12 protein-coding genes are annotated in these 16,267 nt (G+C 61.8%); 9 read left to right on the forward strand and 3 right to left on the reverse strand.

What is annotated here, in order from left to right; genetic code table 11:
• Window positions 1–15: 15 nt before the first annotated feature.
• The gene (locus tag JUI81_RS30680) at window positions 16–1,086 is read left to right on the forward strand and encodes an HlyD family secretion protein (RefSeq protein ID WP_019581659.1); all 1,071 of its coding nucleotides are present in this window, start codon (window positions 16–18) and stop codon (window positions 1,084–1,086) included.
• Window positions 1,083–2,660: an efflux transporter outer membrane subunit gene (locus JUI81_RS30685; RefSeq protein ID WP_204125614.1), complete on the forward strand. Its 1,578-nt coding sequence runs from the start codon at window positions 1,083–1,085 to the stop codon at window positions 2,658–2,660. The genes JUI81_RS30680 and JUI81_RS30685 overlap by 4 nt, the downstream gene beginning before the upstream one ends.
• On the opposite strand, the gene JUI81_RS30690 is transcribed toward JUI81_RS30685, so the two are convergent.
• On the reverse strand, window positions 2,641–3,330 hold the full coding sequence (locus tag JUI81_RS30690) for an NYN domain-containing protein (protein ID WP_204125615.1): 690 nt from the start codon (window positions 3,328–3,330) through the stop codon (window positions 2,641–2,643). The genes JUI81_RS30685 and JUI81_RS30690 overlap by 20 nt on opposite strands.
• 496 nt (window positions 3,331–3,826) lie before the next feature.
• Between JUI81_RS30690 and JUI81_RS30695 the strand changes: the two genes are divergently transcribed.
• Genes JUI81_RS30695 through JUI81_RS30710 form a run of 4 tightly spaced genes read left to right on the forward strand, consistent with a single transcriptional unit; the run spans window position 3,827 to window position 8,531 of the window.
• Window positions 3,827–4,609 carry an efflux RND transporter periplasmic adaptor subunit gene (locus JUI81_RS30695; protein WP_026331885.1) on the forward strand — a complete coding sequence of 261 codons (783 nt, stop codon included), beginning with the start codon at window positions 3,827–3,829 and terminating at the stop codon, window positions 4,607–4,609.
• On the forward strand, window positions 4,606–5,925 hold the full coding sequence (locus tag JUI81_RS30700) for an efflux RND transporter periplasmic adaptor subunit (RefSeq protein WP_019651579.1): 1,320 nt from the start codon (window positions 4,606–4,608) through the stop codon (window positions 5,923–5,925). Before JUI81_RS30695 ends, JUI81_RS30700 begins: the two co-directional genes overlap by 4 nt.
• Window positions 5,926–8,022, forward strand: a complete 2,097-nt coding sequence (locus tag JUI81_RS30705; protein ID WP_204125616.1) for a biotin/lipoyl-binding protein — start codon at window positions 5,926–5,928, stop codon at window positions 8,020–8,022.
• 11 nt (window positions 8,023–8,033) lie between these two features.
• On the forward strand, window positions 8,034–8,531 hold the full coding sequence (locus JUI81_RS30710) for a GNAT family N-acetyltransferase (protein ID WP_028939523.1): 498 nt from the start codon (window positions 8,034–8,036) through the stop codon (window positions 8,529–8,531).
• 58 nt (window positions 8,532–8,589) lie between these two features.
• On the opposite strand, the gene JUI81_RS30715 is transcribed toward JUI81_RS30710, so the two are convergent.
• Together JUI81_RS30715 and JUI81_RS30720 are read right to left on the reverse strand one after the other, a co-directional pair.
• A complete protein-coding gene (locus JUI81_RS30715; RefSeq protein ID WP_007940987.1) occupies window positions 8,590–8,901 on the reverse strand; it encodes a hypothetical protein in 312 nt (103 codons plus the stop codon).
• Between the two features lie 56 nt (window positions 8,902–8,957).
• On the reverse strand, window positions 8,958–9,545 hold the full coding sequence (locus JUI81_RS30720; protein ID WP_018929399.1) for a phage tail protein: 588 nt from the start codon (window positions 9,543–9,545) through the stop codon (window positions 8,958–8,960).
• A 275-nt stretch (window positions 9,546–9,820) separates the two neighbouring features.
• On the opposite strand from JUI81_RS30720, the gene JUI81_RS30725 reads away from it, so the two are divergent.
• The 3 genes from JUI81_RS30725 to JUI81_RS30735 all read left to right on the forward strand — a co-directional run.
• The gene (locus JUI81_RS30725; protein WP_096481499.1) at window positions 9,821–11,392 is read left to right on the forward strand and encodes a glycosyltransferase family 39 protein; all 1,572 of its coding nucleotides are present in this window, start codon (window positions 9,821–9,823) and stop codon (window positions 11,390–11,392) included.
• A 151-nt stretch (window positions 11,393–11,543) separates the two neighbouring features.
• Entirely contained in the window at window positions 11,544–12,389 is an 846-nt protein-coding gene (locus tag JUI81_RS30730; RefSeq protein ID WP_096481498.1) for a sulfotransferase, read from the forward strand.
• 49 nt (window positions 12,390–12,438) lie between these two features.
• A partial coding sequence (locus tag JUI81_RS30735) for an Ig-like domain-containing protein (RefSeq protein ID WP_204125617.1) occupies window positions 12,439–16,267 on the forward strand: 3,829 nt, incomplete at its 3' end.

A 16,267-nucleotide genomic window follows, 5' to 3' on the forward strand; every position in this document is an offset into this window, starting at 1 on the left:
GAACAGAAGGTTTTTATGACGACTCAATCAAAGCAAAAAGTCGCTGTCGGCGTTGCCGCAGCGATGGTGGTCGGCGTGTTGATTTACCTGGTGGCGCCGGGCTTGTTCGGCAAGCGTACACAGCAAAGCACCAATGATGCTTTCGTCTCGGCGGACTTCACCCTGGTGGCGCCGCGCGTGGCGGGATTCATCAAGGATGTGCTGGTGGAGGACAACCAACAGGTCAAGGCCGGGCAACTGCTGGCGTTAATCGACGACCGCGACCTGCGCGCTGCCGCTGAGGCCGCCGACGCGCAAACCCTGGTGGCCAAGGCGCAGCTGCAAAACGCCAGGGCAACCCTGGAGCGCCAGACGTCGGTGATCGCTCAGGCCCAGGCTACGGTGGTTTCGGCGAAGGCGGAGATGGCTTTCGCCGAGCATGAACTAAACCGCTACAACCACCTCGCCGGGGTGGGCGCCGGCACCGTGCAGAATGCCCAGCAGGCGCGCACGCGCATCGATCAGGCCACCGCTCGGTTGGCCAATGCCACAGCGGTGCTGGCGGCGGAACGCAAACAAGTGGAGATCCTGACTGCCCAGCGCGATGCCGCCGAAGGTGGGCTGAAACGAGCGCAAGCGGCGCTGGAAATGGCCAGCTATGAACTGTCCTATACGCGCATCGTTGCCCCCCAGGACGGCATGGTCGGCGAGCGCGCGGTGCGGGTCGGCGCCTATGTCACACCGGGCAGCAAGATTCTGGCCGTGGTGCCGTTGGAGCGGGCGTATGTGGTTGCCAATTTTCAGGAAACCCAACTGACCGACGTACAGCCGGGGCAGAACGTGCAGGTGCATGTCGACAGCCTTGGTGGTGAAGCCCTGCAGGGACGCGTCGAGAGCATCGCACCGGCCACCGGCGTGACCTTCGCGTCAGTCAAACCGGACAACGCCACCGGCAACTTCACCAAGGTTGTGCAACGGATTCCGGTGAAAATCATCCTCGATCCAGGCCAGCCATTGGCTGAGCGGTTGCGGGTGGGGATGTCGGTGGAGGCGAGTATTGATACTGCCAGCGCTACGGCCGATGAGCATGAGGTCGCACAACGATGAACTTCGCTAATCGCACATCCGTGTGGCGAGGGGGCTTGCCCCCGTTCGAGTGCGCAGCGCTCGCAAATTTCGGGTCCGCTGCGCGGCCCAACGGGGGCAAGCCCCCTCGCCACAGAGCTAGCATTCGTTCTGTCGCTATTGTGTTGAACCTGCTTTCGTTGAGTGCCTGCACCGTCGGACCGGACTTCCAGCGCCCTCAGGCACAGCAAGTCGCCCAATGGTCGAAACCGGCCAAAGCCGCCGCCAGTCAGGTCGTTCCCAACGAGATGGACGAACGCTGGTGGGAAGTGTTCCACGATCCGAAACTCTCGGCCCTGACCCAGCGCGCCCTGACCGACAACCTCGATTTGAAACTCGCCAGCAGCCGCTTGCAACAAAGCCGCGCCGCGCGCCAGGTAATCACCGCCGAGCGCTATCCCAACACCGCCGCCACTGGCAGCTACGGGCGCAAACGCAACAGTGGTGAAGGCCTGAACGATCCGTCGGGCAATAACGGCGACTCGGCGTACAACCTGTGGGATGCAGGCTTTTCCGCCTCCTGGGAACTGGATTTCTGGGGTCGTGTACGCCGCGAAACCGAAGCCGCCGATGCCACCCTGGAGGTGGCGGAAAACGATCGCCGTGGCGTGCTGCTGTCAGTGCTCGCCGAAACGGCTCAGGACTACATTCAACTGCGCGGTGTGCAAAGCACCCGGGCTGTCACCGAGCAGAACCTCGACGTCGCCCGGCATAGTTTGAAACTCTCGCAACTGCGCCTGGCCGACGGTGTGGCGACGGATCTGGACGTCGCCGAAGCCGCCGCGCAAGTCGCGGCCATCGAATCGCGTTTACCGGCGCTGGAGCAGCGTCAGTCGCAACTGATCAACGCGCTGAGCCTGTTGATGGGCGAACCGCCGCAAGCGTTGTCCGCCGAGTTATCCACAGACACCCCGGTGCCGCAAACCCCGCGACAGGTCGCCATCGGCTTGCCGTCGCAATTGGCCGAGCGCCGCCCGGATATCCGCCAGGCCGAAGCCCGACTGCATGCCGCGACCGCCAGCATCGGCGTGGCCAAGGGGGATTTCTATCCGCGAATCACCCTGTCGGGCAACATCGGTTCGCAGGCCCTGCAACTGAGCGATTTCGGCTCCTGGGGCTCGCGCTCGTTCGGCATCGGTCCGCAATTGAGCCTGCCGCTGTTCGACGGCGGTCGGCTGCGGGGCGTGTTGCACCTGCGCGAAGCCCAACAACAGGAAGCGGCCCTGGCTTACCAGCAAACCGTGCTGCGGGCCTGGCATGAAATCGACAATCAACTCACCGCCTACAACGCCAGCCAATTGCGTCGCGACAGCCTCGCCGAAGCCGTGCGCCAGAACCAGATCGCCCTGCGCACCGCACAACAGCAATACGTCGAAGGTGTGGTGGATTTCGTCAACGTCCTCACCGTGCAAGGCGAATTGCTGGCGACCCAGCAGCAATGGGTCGAGAGCTCGACCGGGGTGTCGTTGGCGATGGTCGGGTTGTACAAGGCGTTGGGTGGGGGATGGGAGTCGGTGTATCCGGTGGCAGGGGCCGTTACCAATAATCCGGCTTGATCGCGGGTGTCTTATGAGTAGCCACACGAACTGGAAACTGGTGCGACTGCAGCTCTTCTGAGGTTACGACACGTCGCATCCAGTGTGAGTGCTCCTTTAAAGAGCCTGGTGATGGACGGTTTAACTCGGCTCGATGAGGAAGAATGACTCCAACTCTTATGTCTGGGAAATCTTCTCGAATTGCTCTCAGGGCTGGAGTCATATCGGTGTCGCTGGATACCAGGACTAGCTGTTCGATTTGCTCATGGAAATGGAGCTTGGCCTGCCTTGCCGCAGTGCGATACATGCTGATTGCGATGTGGACATCCGTTTCTTTTTCTTCAAGCTTCCAGATGTCGATCTTGTCTTGGCGAGAGGCGGCGGTCTTTCTGTCAATGAAGCGAGGTGCTTTAGCTGGCTCAAGTTTATGGCGACCATAGTGAACGGCAACATTAGTCGCTTTTAAAGCACGCACATAGGTGTCTTGAGCTTCTTTGGACACTCTGCCGCGAGTGGCAAGTTCTGGTTTGACAGATGAGGTGAAGTAATCAACCGAGATGAGTGAATTTTGTGGGTTCTCGATGTGGGCGACATGGCCCAGCAAGCCTTTCAGATTGAGCCATTTGTATGGGGTACCCGCGAGCAATCCATAGAACACGTTGTAGCCATCAACAAAGAAAGCGGTACGCACAAACTCAATCCTCAGAAACGAAAAAACCGGCCTAGGCCGGTTTCTTCACCACCAACTGCCAGTGAACTTAATCTCTGCGTACGGGGTTCAGTAAGACGATCCTAAGTCGAGTTAGCGATGACGTCAACCGTTGACTGACCAAGGCATCACTCGGAGGGACATCCCCAGCGCCGGCAAGCCAGTTTTGTGCATTTGTCTGGTTGATGGTCAAGCCATTCCTGGACCCATCTATTAATGATTGTTACGGCGGAAAGGGTAGATGTGCCGTTGCGTTTGTAGGGGATGAAGTGTCTATTGCCGATTTCGTTTTTGATCGAATGGTCGTTCCTGATTTCTTGTGGGATTTATTACCGATACTCATCGAGCTCGGAAATCAACGACCGCTCTGAAAATTTTGTCCTTTTTGAAACATTACATTTCCAACCAATGATGGCTATCTGCTTGACGCGCCCCCCCGCTGTCGTAGACTCCGCTCATCCGTCAGGGAGTTACGGTTATGCGGCGTTTTCGTATTTGGGTTGCGGGATTAACCTTTGTAACGTGCGTAGTACAGGCGCAAACGCCTGCGCCAGACGATCCGTTGCTGGAAAGCAACGCGGTCGGCGGTAACGCGTCAGCCAGCAGTGAGGCCCGTGGTGTGCTGCGAGCCCGGGATCAGGCTGTGCTCGCCAGTGAGTTGTCCGGGCGGATTGTCGAGTTGCCGTTCAGTGAGGGCGAGTCGTTCAAAAAGGGCGACACCCTGGCGCGGTTTGACTGTTCGGCTTATCAGGCTCAGCTCAACGCGGCTCAGGCCGCCAACCGTGGCGCCGGTGAGGAACTGGCCCATAACCGGCAACTGGCGGCGTTGAATTCGGTGGGGCGCTTTGAAGTGGCGCGGGCCGAGGCCAAGGTCAGCGAAACCCAGGCGCAATCTCAGGTTTATCAGGTTCAGGTCAAGCGCTGCAGCGTGGTCGCGCCGTTCGATGGCCAGGTCGTCGAGCGCAAGGTCAAGCGCTACGAAAGCGTTGCCGCCGGCGCGCCGTTGCTGGATGTGGTCGATAACCGCACCCTGGAAATTCACCTGTTGGTGCCGTCACGCTGGATGGGCAAGCTCAAGCCCGGCCAGACGTTCAGCTTTGTTCCCGATGAAACCGGTCAGCCGCTGGATGCCACGGTCAAGCGCCTCGGCGCGCGGATCGACGAAGGCAGCCAGACCTTGCTGCTGGTGGCGACACTGCCCAACGCCAGCGGCCTGTTGGCCGGCATGAGCGGGACGGCGCGTTTCGCGGAGCTGAAATGAACGCGCCGGTGACGGGTGGCGCCGAGCAGGTATTTGCCAGGTTTCTCGATCTCGAACGCCAGACCCGCGCCGCGCGCAATCCTGCTCAATTGGCCTACAGCCTGGTCAATGACGGTCAGGCGCTGTTCAGTTTCCGCCATGCCGCGTTGTTGATCGCCGGCAAGGTGCAGGCGGTGACTGGTGTCAGTGCGGTGGAGCCGAATGCGCCGTTCGTGGCGTTTGTCGAGCAAGCGGTCACGCAGTTGTTCAAGCTCGAAGTGCTGAAACAGGCACGGGTGATCGCGCCCGATCTGCTCAGCGAATCGATTCAGGCCGATTGGCAAAGTCTGTCGGCCGCTCAAGTGTTCTGGCTGCCGCTGATTGATCATCAGGGCGAGATCTTCGGCGGGCTGTGGCTGGCGCGGGATGTGCCATGGAACCCTGCCGAGCAGGTGTTGTTGTCGCAACTGGGCGACACCTATAGTCACGCCTGGCTGGCGCTGCAACCGCGCAAGCCCTGGCGACTGCGTTGGACGCGTAAGCGTCAGGTGGCGCTGGTTGCCGTGTTGTTGCTCGGGTTGCTGATTCCGGTGCGCCAATCGGTGTTGGCACCGGCCGAAGTCGTCCCGTTGGGCGGCCGGGTGGTCGCCGCGCCACTGGACGGGGTGATCGCCGAGTTCCTGGTCAAACCCAACCAGACGGTGAAAACCGGTGATCTGCTGCTGCGCTTCGAAAGCACCACGCTCAAGGCGCAGGCCGATGTGGCCGAGCGCGCCCTGGGCGTTGCCGAAGCAGAACTCAAGGCCAATTCCCAACGCTCCTTCGCCGATGCCGAATCCAGTTCGAAAATCGATCTGCTGGCCGCACGTGTCGAGCAGAAACGCGCCGAACGGGATTACGCCCGTGAACTGCTCAAACGCAGCGAAGTGCGTGCCGAGCGAGACGGCATCGCGGTGTTCGCCGACGCTGAACGCTGGACCGGCAAACCGGTGCAGACCGGCGAGCGCTTGATGGAACTCGCCGACCCGAATCAGGCCGAGTTGCGCATCGAATTGGCCGTGGGCGATGCGATTGCCCTGGAACCGGGGGCGCAGGTCGCACTGTTTCTCGACAGTGATCCACTGCAGCGGTACCAGGCCAGGCTCGAACGTTCGGCCTATGAAGCGCAGCCAACAGCTGGCGGGCAACTGGCTTATCGACTGGATGCGACATTCGACGGCGCACCGCCGCGCATTGGCCTGCGTGGCACCGCGAAAGTCTTCGGTGACCGTGCGCCGCTGGCGCTGTACCTGTTGCGTCGACCGCTGGCCGGGTTGCGTCAGAGCGTGGGCCTTTAGATGAGCTTGCCGAGCCTGCGGGCAGACTTGCAATTGTCGGCGGCAGCCCCGGCCCTCGACGGGTCGCCGTGCTGGACCCTGGCCGATCCGGTGCGTGGACGTTATTTCAAACTCGGCGCGGCGGCGATGCGCTTGCTGCGTCATTGGTCCCTGGGTGATCCCGAGCAGGTGCTGCGTGCCGCCAACCGCGAGCCAGGGCTGCCGCTGGACGGCGCGGTGCTTGAGCAATTGCTGGAATTTTTGCGCGGCCACGACCTGATCAGCGCCCTCGACCCATCGCAGCGTGCCAGTTACAGCCTGAAGGCCGCGGCTCAGCGCCAGAGCCTGTGGAAAATCCTGCTGCATCAATACCTGTTTTTCCGGATTCCGCTATGGCGCCCGGACGCCTTTCTCAATCGCGTCTGGCCGTGGCTGGAGCATTTCGGCCCGCGCGCATTGCGCTACGGATTGCCCGCGACGCTGGGGCTCGGGGTGTTTCTGGTATCGCGGGACTGGCAGCGATTCATCGCCACTTTTCCGCACCTGTTCAGCCTCGGCGGCGCATTGGCGTTCGCGGTGGCGCTGTTTTTCGCCAAGCTGTGCCACGAGTTCGGCCACGCCTTCATGGCCAAGCGCGCCGGCTGTCGGGTACAGAGCATGGGCGTGGCGTTCATGGTGCTGCTGCCGATGTTCTACACCGATGTCAGCGACGCCTGGCGGGTCAACGATAGACGTGCGCGATTGCTGATCGGCGCCGGCGGGGTGCTGGCGGAACTGGTGTTGGCCTGTATCGCGCTGCTCGCCTGGTCACTGCTGCCCGATGGCCCCGGGCGCACGGCGGCGTTCATGCTCGCCAGTGCGACTTGGATTACTACGCTGGTGATCAACCTCAACCCGTTCATGCGTTTCGACGGCTACTTCTTGCTCAGCGACTTCTGGGAGGTGGACAACCTTCAGGGGCGCGCCTTTGCCTTGTGTCGCTGGCGATTGCGCGAGTTCCTGTTCGGCTACGCTGCCCCGGCGCCGGAGCCGTGGTCGCCGAAGATGCAGCGGCGTTTGTTGATCTGGGGATACGGCTCGTGGCTGTGGCGCGCGGCGTTGTTTTTCGGGATTGCGCTGGCGGTTTATCACCTGTTCTTCAAGGTATTGGGGATCTTCCTGATGCTGGTGGAGCTGGTGTGGTTCATCTTCCTGCCGATCCTGAACGAGTGGCGGCAATGGTGGAGTCGTCGCGAACAGGCGCATACGCCTCGGGTACTGATCAGTAGCCTGACATTACTTGGGCTGTTGTTGCTGCTGGCGCTGCCGTGGCGCAGCGCGGTGGAGCTGCCGACGATGCTGGAGGCGGGACGCACCAGCGCCCTGCACGCGCCGGTGGCGGCGCGGGTAAAAACGGTGAATGTGCACGACGGCCAGGTTGTCGCTCAGGGTGAAGTGCTGATCGAGCTGGAGACACCGGACCTGGACTCACGCCAGGCGATCGTTCGTCGCGAGATCCAGATCCAGCAATTGCAGATGCGTCGTCAGGCCAGCCGCAGCGAAACTGCAGCCGACGCCGGAATCGTCGAGCAGCGCCTGGCGGAAGCGGTGGCTGAATACCGAGGGCTGGTCGCCCAGCGTGAGCGACTGCTGTTACGCGCACCCCACGCCGGCAAGGTACGCGATCTGCTGCCGCAGTTAACGGTCGGGCGCTGGCTTTCGACTAAAGAGCCTTTGGTTCGGGTGGTCGAAGACGGCGCGCGGTTGCGCGGTTATCTGGCCGAAGCCGAGCTCTGGCGTGTTGCTCCGGGTGCTCGCGGGCGGTTCATTGCCGATGACCCGATGCACCCGGCGATCGCCGTGCAATTAAGCGAAATCGATACCAACGGCGCGGCTTATGTCGATCAAGAGGCGCTGACTTCCGATCATCATGGGCCGATTGCCGTGCGCCGGGATCAGCTTCAGCGCGCCGAGCCGGTGCAGGCGCAGTATGGCGCGCGGTTGAGCATCCTCGAAGAGACGCCGACGCCGGTGCAACCTTTGCGCGGCATCGTGGTGTTGCAGGGCAGTGGCGAATCGTTGCTGGGCGTTGCCTGGCGGCGCATGGCGGCCTTGGGGGTCAGGGAAAGCGGTTTCTAGGGAGAGCAGCGATGGCGAACAGCAATTCAGTGGCGGCGGACGGCCTGGTGGTCAGACCTTCGCGGACCAGCGATGGACCTTTCCTGCACAGCCTTTACCAGGCGGCGCGGCCGGATCTGCAATGGATCGACGGCGAGCAGGAAGTGGTCGAGCAGGTGATTGCCCAGCAATTCACCGTGCAGGAGCAAGGACTGGGGGAAAACTTTCCCAATGCCATGCATTACGTGATCGAGAAACTCGACACAGCCATCGGCGCGCTGACCACCGACTTCGGTCCCAATGAAATTCGCGTGCTGTACCTGGCGTTTATCCCCCAGGCCCGAGGCCGGGGTTACGGGCGGACGGTGCTGCAAGGCGTGCAAAAAGCCGCGCAACAAATCCGTTGCCCGGTGGCGACGGTGGTCTGGGCCAACAATCCCCATGCGCGCCAGCATTACCTGGCGCTGGGGTTTCAGGTTGAAGAGCGCAACCCGGCGGCGGAGCGGTTGGTGTGGTACCCGCAGGGTTAAGAGCAATACAAAAAACTGTGGTGAGAGGCTCACCACATAAGCCCGCTCCCACAAAGTCTCAGTTGAAGGCGATGTAGAAATAACCCACGTCGGGATCCCGCCCCATGGTCGGTACTCGCGAGACGAAAATATTTTCCACCTGGCCCAGTTCCGGCAACTCCAGCGCACACAAGCCATCGACAAAGTCAGTGGGTTGCAGGCTGTTGAGCTCGACGCTGAACGGCATGCGCTCGCTTTTGGGCATCTGTGAATGGGGCGTTTCTTTAAGGGTGTCGATATGGATCGGCAATTCACTGCCATCGGGCAGCCGCAGCGTCCCGGTCTTGCCCAGCAGTGCCTGAAAGTGTTGGCTTTGAACCTGTTGCAGCATGGCATCCCTCCATCAAGCAAAAGTGGCCGGGGGATGTGCATCCCCCGGCCAGACCCTCAGTTACGCGAAGGGAACAATCCGTTCAGGGCGATGCTGAAGTTGAGCACCAGGAACGGGTTCATCACCGTCATGGGCAAACCATTGCCGGCGGACGAGATTTCCCCTGTCACCGTGCTGGTTACGCCCTTGAGCGGCACAGCCGCGGCACCTTGCTGATCGGAGTAGATGCTCGCCGAGCCTGGCCCGCCGCCCGAGGCACCGATGTACGAGTTGGTTGCGGTCGGGTTGGTGACCGGGTTGCTCGCCGGGCTGGCCAGTTGCAGGGTGGTGGTGGCCGTGAGCCCGGACAGGGCGTGGGTGTGGTTGGGCAGGTTATTGATGGTCGCGGTGACGTTTTCGGTCCCGGAGACCTCGCCGATGACACGCGGGGTCAGGCCCAGGCCATTGCCTTGGGCAATCGGCATGCGGCCCTGCAGGTTGGGCAGCATGAAATTGGTGGTGCCATTGCCTCCATAGTAGGTTCCCAGCAGTGAGAAAAGCGCCTGGTATTGCGAGATCCCCAGCGTCTGGCCATAGCACAGGGCCCAGCCGTTGGGGGCGAAGTTAAAGGCGAAAGGTTGGATAGTGCCCATGAATACTTCCATAGTTCCTCATCCCTCAGGTTAGTGTCTGATATGTCACATCGCAGGCCCGGTTATCCGGGCGGATCGCAGTGATCAGCCGACTCCGTTCATCTCCGTGGCTGGGTCACGCCACGCCAAAGCGTAGACGCTGATCGGAATGATTGCCGGACGTCGTCCGTCTTAAAGCCAGCATCGACGACGGGCCTGAGCCTGTCCTACAGTGCTTGAGAAAATTGCATATTCACTGGGTCGAAGCTCATTGGGTCGAGGCACATCAGGTCGAAAAAGGGGAGGCAATGGAGGCACGTAGAGAAACACCGCTGGGTGACACTCAGGATCCGCACGCGACACCGGGCTCATGGGCGGCTGCCCGCCGCTTATTGCGGTGGGCGCGGGAGCATTGGCTGCTGCCGATCCTGGCATTGGCCGCGCTGGTGCGTTTTTACGACCTGACGGCGGCGGCGATCTGGGGCGACGAAGGGTCCAGCTTGCTGCTGAGCCAGTATTCCCTGGCCGGGATCTGGGAGCATGCGGCCCATGACGTGCATCCGCCGTTGTATTTCATGCTGCTGCACGGCTGGATCGAGCTGTTCGGCGACGGCATTTTTTCGATTCGTTGCCTGAGCGCGCTGCCGGGGATTGCCACGGTCGGGCTCGGTGTCTGGCTGGTGGACCTGCTCGCGACCCGCCGCGCCGCGTTGCTGGCCGGGGTTCTGCTGGCGCTGTTGCCCACGGCGGTGCGGTATAGCCAGGAAGTGCGGATGTACTCGCTGTTGGGGATGTGGCTGATCGGCGCCACGATCGCCCTGGTGTACTGGATAAAACGGCCACAACGCACGCGCTATCTGGTGATCTACACCCTGCTGATGACAGTTGCGTTCTACACCCATTACTTCACCGCGCTGTGCGTGCTGTGTCACTGGTTGTATCTGGGCCTGATCCGTGTGCAGCCAGGGTATCGACTGCGGCACATTCAGCGCTCGGGCTGGTGGCTGGCCAATGTGGCGATTGTGCTGTTGTACCTGCCGTGGGTGCCCAGCCTGATCGATCTGATCCAGCACTTGGATCTGCTCAAGGCCAATGGTGATGTGGGGTGGGAGCCCCCCGTCATGCTCGACTCATTGCCGTCGATGATCTGGTCGCTCCTGATCCAGGACGATGGCGAGAACCTGCCCACGCTGATTTTTATTGCGCTGCCACTGGCATTGGTGGCCCTGGCGGGCGTGGCGCTGGCCCGCGACCGCAGTGTGTTCCGTGGCAGTGCGCTGGCGGTGATCTACACCGCGGTCCCGTTATTGCTGGTGTTTGCGGTGTCGTTCATCTCGCCGGTGTTCATCGAGCGTTACCTGACCGCTTACGCCTTGGGTCTGCCGATGGTTGTCGCACTGGCCGTCGATCGCTTGTACACAGACCTCAAGGTCTTGGCGCTGGCCGTGCTGCTGCTGTTTGCCGGTGTCGAGCTGGTGGGGCTGAAGAACAATGCCACGGTGGATACTGAGGATCAGATCAGCGTCATGGCCACACACGTGAACCAGCACTTCATGCCCGGCGACCGAATCGTCACCAGCGACATGCTCTGGTACCTGAGTTACGTCTATTACAACCAGACCAACGCCAAACCGATGCTGTACACGCCACCATTGGCCGATGGCCGGTCGAGCCGGCCGAACGCCTACGGTTTCGGTACGCTGGTGACCAATGACATCTACCTGGATAGCCTCGATGCCTTGCCCAAAGGCACTGGTCGGGTATGGCTGGTCGGTACCCTCGAGGGGGCGGATGAGTTCGCTCCATTGCCCGCGGGCTGGCGACGCGTCGACGAAGCCCGGGGGGGAGGTGCCGTGGCACGCTTGTATGTGCTGAAGTAATTCGTGGTTTCAGGGCTTAAACGATTCAACTTTTAAACAGTTATATAGATTGCGTTTTCCAGTCGATTTAGCTCCGATTTGATATCAAAACACCACTAGCTGTAAGGCCATTCATGGTCTACGCTCCGTCGTACAAAGGACTGAATGACGGGTGAATGGATTGCAGCAATTCCACTTTATCTCCGGCTTGCCGCGCTCGGGCTCGACCCTGCTTTCTGCCATTCTTTTGCAGAATCCGCGTTTTCATGCCGGCATGACCAGCCCCGTGGGCGCACTCTTTTCCGGTGTTCTGGAGCAATGCAGCGCCGGCAGCGAATTCGGTGCGGTGATCGACACCGATATGCGTCGCCGCCTGTTGCGCGGCCTGTTCGACTCTTTCTACGCCGACAAGGCCGACAAACCGGTGGTGTTCGACACCAACCGCTTGTGGAGTTCGCGCCTGCCGGCGATCAGCGATCTGTTCCCTCAAGCCAAGATCATTGCCTGTGTGCGCAATGTCGCCTGGGTCATGGACAGCATCGAGCGCCTGTACCGCGCCAATCCCTTCGAAAACACCAAGCTGTTCGGCGACGCGGTCGAGCGCAATACGGTCTACAGCCGCTGCGAAACCCTGGCCCAACGCAATCGGTTGGTGGGGTTTTCCTGGGCCGCCCTCAAGGAAGCCTATTACGGCGAACACGCCGACTCACTGCTGATCATCGATTACGACCTGCTGAGCCAGGCGCCGGAGCGGGTGATGCGGCTGGTCTACGACTTCATCGGCGAACCCTGGTTCGAACATGATTTCGATCATTTGGCCTACGACGCGCCGGAATTCGACCAGGCCCTTGGCCTCTCGGGGCTGCACAAGGTGAAGGCCAAGGTTCAATTGCAGTCCAGGCGCACGATCCTGCCGCCGGATTTGTTCAAGCAATACGCCGAGTTGTCCTTTTGGCTCGATGGTTCAGCCAGCGCCGCCAATGTCATTCGTATGAAAGCCGACGCCGCGATCAGTTGATCGCGGCGTTTTCATTGATCTGTCAAAAGTTCGAGTCCGGGTGAGCAGCATGTGGTGGAGCAAAGGCAAGTCGCGGGTTACCGAAGGCGCACGAGCGCTGGCCTCGCCAATGATCATGTCATTGGAGCCCCGCATGCTGTTCGACGGCGCGGTAGCCGCCACGGTGGCCGATACTGCCCAGGCTGACACCCATGCCACGGCCGACGCGGTCAAGGCACCGACCGCCGATCAGCCGGTCGCCAGCAAGGATACCCACGGCCAGGCCGATGCCACGCCAACCCCGACGCCTGTCGCGGTACCGGGACAAAGCGTGGTGTTCGTCGATTCGCGGGTCAAGGACGCCGACAGCCTGCTTAAAGGCGTCGCACCTGGCACTCAGGTGGTTCAGCTGGACGCGAGCAAGGACGGCTTGCAGCAGATTGCCGACTACCTCGATACCCATCAAGGCATCAGTTCGGTGCAGATCATCGCCCACGGCAACGCAGGCGATCTGTGGCTGGGTAACAGTTATCTGTCGGCCGATAACGTCGCGGCCCGCAGCGCCGTGCTGGCGGAAATCGGCAAGGACATGAACGTCGGCGGCGACATCATGATCTACGGCTGCTACACCGCCGAAGGCGAGCGCGGCTTGAGTTTCGTCGACTCGCTGGCGCAACTGACCGGCCGTGATATCGCCGCTTCCAGCAACCGCACCGGGGTGGGTGGCGACTGGAATCTGGAAATTGCCACCGGCAACATCGAAAGCGCCAACGTGCTCTCGACCACGGCCATGAACGACTATCACTGGGGCCTGGCCACCTGGACCGCCACCAACAACGCCAACACGGGCGTCGGCTCGTTGCGTGCCGCCCTCGCCTCGGCGCAGAACGGCGATATCGTCACATTCAGCACCGGCATGACGGTGCAGTTGACCTCCGAGTTGCTGATCAACAAGAGCGTCTACGTTGATGGCGACTTGAACAACGACGGTGTGGCAGATGTGACTCTCGATGGTCAGTACAAGACCCGAGTAATTGAAGTGTCGTCTGGCAGCGCCGTGACGCTTGATGGCCTGGTGATCACCCGTGGCCTGGTGGCGGGCAACGGTGGCAACGGTGGCTACGGTGCCACGGGCGCGATGGCGGGGGGGATTTTCAACGCAGGGATTCTGACCCTGAAAAACGTTACCGTGACCTCCAACGCCGCTTCCGGTGGCGGTGGCGGCGGCGGTGTCACGGGCGCTTTTTACGGCGGTGGCGGCGGTGGCGGTGGCGGTTTAGGCGGCCAGGGCGGCGGGCACGGCGGTTCGGCAGGGCCGGGCACCGGCACATTGGGCGGCCAGGCGGGCAGCGCCGGTGTCGGTGGTTATGGCGGCGGTTATGACGCCACCCACATGGGCGGTCGCGGTGGTTCCACCACTGGCGGTGCTGGCGGGGTGGGCGTTTCCTATTACAGCAATGGCGGTAACGGTGCGACGGCCACCAATGGCACGATTTCCATTGGCGGTGGCGGCGGCGGGTCCGGTTGGGACAAGGTCGGTGGCGCTGGCGGCAACGCGGTGGGCGGGATCTACAACGCCAGCAGCGGCACCATCACCGTCATCGGCACGTCGACCATCAGCAACAACATCGGTGCCGGTGGCGGCGGTGGCGGTGGTGGTGGCCAAGGCAGCAATGCCAGTAATGGCGGCATTGGCGGCAGGGGCGTCGGTGCGATCTGGAACAAGGGCACGCTGCTGATGACGGCCGCCAACTTCGCGGCCCTGGCCGGCAATGCCGCAGCCAGTGGCGCAGGCGGTACCGCGCAGGGCGGAGGTTCAACCGGCACCTCGCCGACCTCTTTCTCGACTATCTACAACGACGGTGGCGTACTCAATACCGCGTATTCGCCACCGCCGACCGCGACCATTGTGGTCGCCGACACCACACTGAGCATCGGCGAAACGTCCTTGGTGACGATCACCTTTTCCGAGGCCGTGACCGGTTTCACCAACGCGGACCTGACTATCCCCAACGGCACCCTGAGCTCCGTCAGCAGCAGCGATGGCGGCATCACCTGGACGGCAACGTTCACCCCGTCCGCCAGTATTTCCGATACGACCAACGTCATCACCCTGGACAACACCGGCGTGATAAACGGCCTGGGCACCGCTGGCGTCGGCACCACCAACTCCAATAACTACACGGTCGACACCGTACGCCCGACCGCGACCATCGTGGTGGCGGACAATGCGCTGAAAATCGGCGAAACCTCGCTGGTGACCATCACCTTCAACGAAGCGGTGAGTGGTTTCACCAACGCGGACCTGACGATTGCCAACGGTACGTTGACCTCGGTGAGCAGCAGCGACGGCGGCATCACCTGGACCGCGACCTTCACGCCTTCGGCGAGCATCAGCGACACCACCAACCTGATCACCCTGGACAACACCGGAGTCAGCGACCTGGCGGGCAACGCCGGCAGCGGCACCACCGACTCCAACAACTATGCCGTCGATACGGTGCGCCCGACCGCCACGATTGTGGTGGCCGATACAACACTGACCGCAGGTGAAACCTCGCTGGTAACCATTACGTTCAGCGAAGCAGTCAGCGGTTTCACCAACGCCGACCTGACCATCGCCAACGGCACGCTGAGCGCGGTGAGCAGCAGCGACGGTGGCATCACCTGGACGGCGACCTTCACGCCGTCGGCCAGCGTCAATGACACCACCAACCTGATCACCCTGAACAATACCGGGGTCAGTGATCTGGCGGGCAACACCGGCAGCGGCACCACCAACTCGAACAATTACGTGATCGACACCGTCCCGCCGACCGCGACCATCGTGGTCGCCGACAACGCACTGAAAATCGGCGAAACCTCACTGGTAACCATCACCTTCGATCAGGCGGTGAGCGGTTTCACCAACGCGGACCTGACCATCGCCAACGGTACACTCACGGCGGTGAGCAGCAGCGACGGCGGCATTACCTGGATGGCGACCTTCACCCCGACCGCCAGCATCACCGACGCGACCAACCTGATCACCCTGGACAACTCTGGCGTGCAGGCGGCCGCCAGCGGTAACGTGGGCATTGGCACGACCGACTCCAACAACTATGCCATCGACACCGTGCGCCCGACGGCCACGATCGTGGTCGCGGACACGGCGTTGAAAATCGGCGAAACCTCGCTGGTGACCATCACCTTCTCCGAGGCGGTGAGCGGTTTCACCAACGCGGACCTGACGATCGCCAACGGCACGTTGACCTCGGTGAGCAGCAGCGACGGCGGCATCACCTGGACGGCGACCTTCACACCTTCGGCGAGCATCAACGACACCACCAACCTGATCACCCTGGACAACACCGGGATCAGCGACCTGGCGGGCAACGCCGGCAGCGGCACCACCGACTCCAACAACTACGCCGTCGATACGGTACGCCCGACCGCCACGATTGTGGTGGCCGATACAACGCTGACCGCGGGTGAAACCTCGCTGGTGACCATTACGTTCAGCGAAGCAGTCAGCGGTTTCACCAACGCCGACCTGACCATCGCCAACGGCACGCTGAGCGCGGTGAGCAGCAGCGACGGCGGCATCACCTGGACCGCGACCTTCACGCCTTCGGCGGGCATCAACGACACCACCAACCTGATCACCCTGAACAACACCGGGGTCAGTGATCTGGCGGGCAACACCGGCAGCGGCACCACCAACTCGAACAATTACGTGATCGACACCGTCCCGCCGACCGCGACCATCGTGGTCGCCGACAACGCACTGAAAATCGGCGAAACCTCACTGGTGACCATCACCTTCGATCAGGCGGTGAGCGGTTTCACCAACGCGGACCTGACCATCGCCAACGGTACACTCACGGCGGTGAGCAGCAGCGACGGCGGCATTACCTGGA

Origin of the sequence: Pseudomonas sp. 008 (assembly GCF_016861935.1) — a bacterium.
Lineage (GTDB): Bacteria > Pseudomonadota > Gammaproteobacteria > Pseudomonadales > Pseudomonadaceae > Aquipseudomonas.

What these genes read in the sequence shown, in the direction of transcription:
- JUI81_RS30720 (WP_018929399.1), bottom strand. Translation starts at nt 9,545, where the DNA reads ATGGAAGTATTCATGGGCACTATCCAACCTTTCGCCTTTAACTTCGCC.
- JUI81_RS30705 (WP_204125616.1), top strand. Translation starts at nt 5,926, where the DNA reads ATGAGCTTGCCGAGCCTGCGGGCAGACTTGCAATTGTCGGCGGCAGCC.
- JUI81_RS30695 (WP_026331885.1), top strand. Translation starts at nt 3,827, where the DNA reads ATGCGGCGTTTTCGTATTTGGGTTGCGGGATTAACCTTTGTAACGTGC.
- JUI81_RS30685 (WP_204125614.1), top strand. Translation starts at nt 1,083, where the DNA reads ATGAACTTCGCTAATCGCACATCCGTGTGGCGAGGGGGCTTGCCCCCG.
- JUI81_RS30700 (WP_019651579.1), top strand. Translation starts at nt 4,606, where the DNA reads ATGAACGCGCCGGTGACGGGTGGCGCCGAGCAGGTATTTGCCAGGTTT.
- JUI81_RS30680 (WP_019581659.1), top strand. Translation starts at nt 16, where the DNA reads ATGACGACTCAATCAAAGCAAAAAGTCGCTGTCGGCGTTGCCGCAGCG.
- JUI81_RS30715 (WP_007940987.1), bottom strand. Translation starts at nt 8,901, where the DNA reads ATGCTGCAACAGGTTCAAAGCCAACACTTTCAGGCACTGCTGGGCAAG.
- JUI81_RS30725 (WP_096481499.1), top strand. Translation starts at nt 9,821, where the DNA reads ATGGAGGCACGTAGAGAAACACCGCTGGGTGACACTCAGGATCCGCAC.
- JUI81_RS30710 (WP_028939523.1), top strand. Translation starts at nt 8,034, where the DNA reads ATGGCGAACAGCAATTCAGTGGCGGCGGACGGCCTGGTGGTCAGACCT.